Here is a 4,951-nt window from a genome sequence, read left to right as displayed (position 1 = left end):
TCGCTTGATGATGACCTTTCCGACATGGGAGAAGATGCAGCTGAGACCGCTGAGAGCGGCGGTCTCTCTGATGAAGGACTATCAGACTTTGATATGCCACTTGATGAGTCCATGATGGATGATGACTTATCTGGCGACGGGGATCTGACCGATATCGAATTTGAAGACTTAGAACCTGATGAGGTCTGACTTTTTTCCCCGTACCGGAAATTTGTTTTTTCCGTACAAACCATCTCTCTTGTCTGATGAATCTCCCGAATAGAAATAATCTGGTTTATATCAGTACAATTTTCTTTATCGTCCTCATCCTGTTTCATATGCCGGCGGGTGCCGTTTCAACCGGCCCCTCCCTCACCATTTCTGGTCTTACAGGAGAAGAGGCGGCATATCAGGGCTATCCATACCAGGGAACAGTTACCGTCAGGAATTCAGGTGACCAGACAAGTGGCATTACCACCCTGTATATCTTTTTCAGATCACCTGATAATCCTGATTTGAATGCGACCATCAGTGCTCTCCCGGTTGATCCGATTCGTCCTGGAACTGATATCACTCTTCCCTACATCGGAACGGTATCCAAAGATCTTCCCTCCGGCCAGTATTATGTCTATGGGTATGTGAAAGGGAGCGGCCGGAATCCTGAAAAGACGGGAACCATAGCAAGAATCACATCCCCGGTTCCGGTTCTCTCAAAACCCCTCCCTGACAGGGAGGCTCTCCATAAGGAGATAATCTCCACGATCCAGACGGTTACTAACCAGAACCGGATTGAGGAAGGCCTGAAACCCCTGATATGGGATGAAAACCTGGCCAATATTGCAGAGAAATACGCAGAGGAGTCAGCCCGTACCGGCCGGCTTTCCCATACCGACAAAAATGGCGACGGACCATCAGAACGGGCAAAACAAACGGGGTATCCGGTTACAAAGGATATTGAGGGCGGAGTCAGGATTGGAATTGCTGAAAATCTCGCGTATATCGGCACCGGTATGGTTGCCGGAGTCGGATATGTAGATCCCACCAACGGCACTGCAATTGGTCAGGCTCTGATGGATGGGTGGATGAAAAGTCCAGGCCATCGGAAAAATATCCTTGATCCCCTTGCAGATAGGTTTGGCGCAGGCTTATTCTGGAATGGTGAGTATTATTATGCTGTTTCGGAATTCTGGTGATCAGAATACTCCTGTTTCTGAACAGATAAAATAAGAAATTATTTAGGATTGCTGGAAAGACGCTAATATACCAGATATCATGGAAGGTACAACCAGTCCGGATTTATCGCACCCTTGGGAATTCCTGTTGACCCCGGGGATCTGCTGGTTTGTCCGGGCTTATGAGGATCGTCTGGAGTTTTGTCTTCCGTCTGATGAGATCACTTCCTTTTCTCCGTCTTTACCAATTTCTGAATGCATGGATATTGAGACGGTTTTTCCGCCAGATATTGCCTTTCTCCTTCATGAAATCTTCCGTGATGCTTTTGATATGACTCCGGGTGATACAAAAAAGATACTGCTTTCAATTCCTGGTTCAGACAGAATATGGCCTGGTGTCATATCCCGTCTGACGTCCGGCCGTTTCTCTCTAATCTGGACGAAAAATGGCAATGGTGTTTCTGAGCCTGATTCCTGCGACTTATCAGAATATATCAGAAATGAACGGGCGGTCAGAAAGGCAAACGAGAAACTGAATTATTTCAATGCTATCGTCCGTCATGATATCTTAAACCTTATGATGGGGATAACCGGATATATTGACATCATTGATGAGATTGTGGATGACGATGAGGTCCATCTTCTTGTCAGGAAGAGTCGTGATCTGAGCAGTCGGATCCGCCGGATTGCTGAACTTACCCGCACGTATCAGGATCTGGGTATCCGTCCTCCAGCATTTATCGAAGCTGGCCCGTCTGTCCGGCGTATCCTCGACCGCCATGAATTTACCGGAAAAATAAGAGCCGATGTTCAACTCAACGGGCTGTTCATTTATGTTGACCGGATGTTTGATGTGGTCATCTATGAACTGGTTAACAACAGTCTTCAGTACGGGGGTGAAGGTGTCAGGATCAGGTTCTCATGTGACATGATACCAGAGGGTCTTGCACTCATTATTGAGGATTCAGGTCCTGGTGTCCATCCGGATCAAAAAGAGCGGATATTCTCCCGCACCTATGCAGACCGAAAAGGGTATGGCCTCTATCTGGCCTCGGAGATCCTGGATATCACCGGAATTACTATCCGCGAGACGGGGGTATATGGGGAAGGGGCCAGGTTTGAGTTGATCTTTCCTCCAGATACCTACCGGTTTGGTACCTGATGATCTGGTATATGGCGGATGAGCCCTGTCACAAAGAGCAGCTCTGAAAACTGATCAATGGTATGATCAGGTGTACATTCAGGATTAGAGTGCATAAAATAATCTCCATACCGGGCATATATGGTTAAAAAGCCAAGTTGTTGCCCGGGTATCACTTCTCTTCGTATTGAATCACCGACCAGCCAGATGGTACCGGAAGCGTTCAGTTCCTTAAGGGCCATTTGAAACGGGGTATGGTCCGGTTTTCGTTTCCCTGATCGATCAGGAGTGATAAGGACTGGAAAAAATCCGTCAATATCACATTTCTTCAATCGCTGCCTTGCCTGCTTACTTGCTGCATCAGTAACAACAGCCATTTTAATGCCCATTGATGCAAGGGATTTGAGAGTGTGATGAACACCGGGGTACGGACGGATATGTGCTATCTTTTCCTCCTCAAACAGACGAATTGCATGCTCAGCAGCAACGGGGCTAAATACCCCCTTTGCCTTCATATAGTCGGTGATATGCTGCGGGGATTCAAATGAATGAACCGGCCTGAGAAAGTACTGAAAGAGTTCTTCCATATTTCCTGTCCCCAGAAAATCAGTGACCGCCCGGCATGCTGCAAATTTTGCATCAATAAACGTGCAGAGGGTATTATCAAGATCAAAGAGGATAGCATCAGGAGAGCGACCGGATGGATTGTCCATGACGTGTATGTCATTGTCGCGGGTACCATAGTATGTTTGTGAATGGTGTAGAAGGGAGGCCTTTTCAGGCAATGTATCGGTAAAACCATATTCATGTATCGCTCATATTTTCATTCGTTTGTCTACGGAGGTGTACAGGACGTTGTTGTCCTGGATAATATGAGAAAGGATCTGACAATATCTCTTGATGAAGAATATATTAATGAACTGCTGGAGATTGCAGAACATCAGAATACGACCCTTTCAGCACTTGTCCGGGATATTATCTCGTCATATATTCAGTCCATCTCCAAAGGGGTCACACCTGATTTTCAGGATCTGACTCATTCCTCCGGTCCATCATCGGGACTGACTTCACCATCAGCAGATCTATCCAGAATGGTTGCACGGCATGAGGAACTGATTGCGGATCTTGAACGTCGGCTTTGCCTGCTTGAGGGAAGAGCCATACGTCCTCCCATTCAGCAGCCAAAGACGCTCTTTCCTGATCTGATCGATCTCACAAGTCCGGCCGCGGGTTCATCATTACCAGCGGTGATCGATTCTGATATGCCCCTGCCTGGAAATCTTGCAGAAGAAGCCCTGGTTAAGGTGCAGAAACAACCGGTCGCCCCGGTAATGGATGCGATGGAGATGGGTTCCATGAAGATCAGGACTGATAAGGAGTACAGCCAGACAGAAGCAGCAGTCGCTCTTGGTATTTCAGTTTCAACAATGCGGAAGTATATCAAGGAAAAGAAGATTACTGCACGGAAGGTTGGCAGATCCTGGCTTATTCATGGGCGGGATATTCTCACTTACAAAGCTTCAGCACAGAGGTAAACCAGAGAGTTTTTGTGCTGCGCCACTAACATAGTGTATACCGGGCATTCTCCGGTGTGACTGGTGGGGTTTTGCACCGGTGTATGCCCTGGGATGCTGCATGCAGGGGGAGCATGCGAATACTTTATCATATTCTGTTTCCTGTACTGTTTTTCATCCTGGTACTGCCGGTTCTCATTATGTCGCCTCAGCTGTCAGGGGATCCTGATGAGATTATTCCAACGAGAAATCTGATGCTTCTTTCTGAGTATCCGAGCGATATTCCGGTTGTCAGGGAAGAGACCGGTCCGGTTCTGACGTTTTCAGCCGAGGTAGCGGAGCGTCCTGCTCCGTCCATGAATGTGACCGCTCCGGTTCCGGCCGGGTTTCTAGCGCCGAACGGGAAGATGGCTCCACTTAGGGCTCCGGAGCCAGAGAAGCCGATGGGAAAAGGCTGGGTTCAGGTAAGTCTGTCCACCCTGGTTGACAGTCCGACCGAGATGATAGAGGATCGTCAGCGGTACATGGCATCCGGGCTATTTAATGTGCATGTGTACCATAATTTTGCCGGATAGAAATAGATAATCCTTATATGTTCTGAAGTATACCTTGTAAGGCGCACGGGCCTATGGTCTAGTTGGTTATGACACCGCCTTTACACGGCGGAGGTCGCCGGTTCGAATCCGGCTGGGCCCATAAGGGGGGATAATATTTTTTCCCACTTTTTATCCTGAATTTTGGTATGAATCTAAATTTCTATCAGATTTTGAAATTTATTGAACGGATTCACAAAATTGTCAGAGTTATTAATGACTTTAACAAAAAACCTAAATCTGTAAATACATCAAAATTATATTTCTGATATTAATTCATGAGTAATGTGGAGGTATTCTTATCCCACATTCGGCAGATCTAAAATCAAGTGTAGAATTTTTCGTACTCTGACCCGAGTAGTTTGAGAATTTTAAGTAGTTCCTCATTCAACCGTTGAACTGATGAATGCACACCATCATGAAAGCAAACGATTCCCGATTTAATCTCTCTCAATTTGAAAAAGTTCCACTTCAGGGTTGGTTTCGAAGTTGGTTTCTTTTTTGATTCAACACCGTCTGTTTCTCTTCTTCCAGTCTCTTTCGCATCAGCCA

At 46.7% G+C, this 4,951-nt stretch carries 6 protein-coding genes, 1 tRNA gene and 1 pseudogene; 6 read left to right on the top strand and 2 right to left on the bottom strand.

Translation table 11 applies throughout. The features are described from left to right. The 3 genes from PLA23_RS10445 to PLA23_RS10435 all read left to right on the top strand — a co-directional run. Positions 1-189 (top strand): hypothetical protein (locus PLA23_RS10445; protein ID WP_324475139.1); only part of this gene is annotated, 189 nt, incomplete at its 5' end. Positions 190-245: 56 nt separating this feature from the next. Continuing rightward, positions 246-1,172: a CAP domain-containing protein gene (locus PLA23_RS10440; RefSeq protein WP_324328872.1), complete on the top strand. Its 927-nt coding sequence runs from the start codon at positions 246-248 to the stop codon at positions 1,170-1,172. A gap of 79 nt (positions 1,173-1,251) precedes the next feature. Further along, positions 1,252-2,313: a sensor histidine kinase gene (locus PLA23_RS10435; protein ID WP_324475138.1), complete on the top strand. Its 1,062-nt coding sequence runs from the start codon at positions 1,252-1,254 to the stop codon at positions 2,311-2,313. Here PLA23_RS10435 and PLA23_RS10430 read toward each other — a convergent pair. Then, positions 2,295-3,005, bottom strand: coding sequence for an HAD family hydrolase (locus PLA23_RS10430; RefSeq protein ID WP_324328869.1), 711 nt, complete (start codon positions 3,003-3,005; stop codon positions 2,295-2,297). The two genes, PLA23_RS10435 and PLA23_RS10430, sit on opposite strands and share 19 nt — an antisense overlap. A gap of 93 nt (positions 3,006-3,098) precedes the next feature. Between PLA23_RS10430 and PLA23_RS10425 the strand changes: the two genes are divergently transcribed. From PLA23_RS10425 to PLA23_RS10415, 3 genes are all read left to right on the top strand, one after another. Then, positions 3,099-3,827: a helix-turn-helix domain-containing protein gene (locus PLA23_RS10425; protein ID WP_324475137.1), complete on the top strand. Its 729-nt coding sequence runs from the start codon at positions 3,099-3,101 to the stop codon at positions 3,825-3,827. A gap of 113 nt (positions 3,828-3,940) precedes the next feature. Then, a complete protein-coding gene (locus PLA23_RS10420; protein WP_324475136.1) occupies positions 3,941-4,381 on the top strand; it encodes a hypothetical protein in 441 nt (146 codons plus the stop codon). Positions 4,382-4,428: 47 nt separating this feature from the next. Then, a tRNA-Val gene (locus PLA23_RS10415) sits at positions 4,429-4,502 on the top strand. A gap of 222 nt (positions 4,503-4,724) precedes the next feature. On the opposite strand, the pseudogene PLA23_RS10410 reads toward PLA23_RS10415, so the two are convergent. Beyond that, positions 4,725-4,951 (bottom strand): annotated as a pseudogene (locus tag PLA23_RS10410) (IS1634-like element ISMhu5 family transposase); the annotation flags it as partial.

This window comes from Methanospirillum sp., assembly GCF_035406105.1.
Classification (GTDB): domain Archaea; phylum Halobacteriota; class Methanomicrobia; order Methanomicrobiales; family Methanospirillaceae; genus Methanospirillum.
Note: the sequence above shows the minus strand (reverse complement) of the source record. Positions and strands in the feature narration are given on the sequence as shown.

Bases quoted from the DNA above. Each gene is read 5' to 3' on its own strand.
- PLA23_RS10440 (WP_324328872.1), top strand. From the start codon at position 246: ATGAATCTCCCGAATAGAAATAATCTGGTTTATATCAGTACAATTTTC.
- PLA23_RS10435 (WP_324475138.1), top strand. From the start codon at position 1,252: ATGGAAGGTACAACCAGTCCGGATTTATCGCACCCTTGGGAATTCCTG.
- PLA23_RS10430 (WP_324328869.1), bottom strand. From the start codon at position 3,005: ATGGACAATCCATCCGGTCGCTCTCCTGATGCTATCCTCTTTGATCTT.
- PLA23_RS10425 (WP_324475137.1), top strand. From the start codon at position 3,099: ATGTATCGCTCATATTTTCATTCGTTTGTCTACGGAGGTGTACAGGAC.
- PLA23_RS10420 (WP_324475136.1), top strand. From the start codon at position 3,941: ATGCGAATACTTTATCATATTCTGTTTCCTGTACTGTTTTTCATCCTG.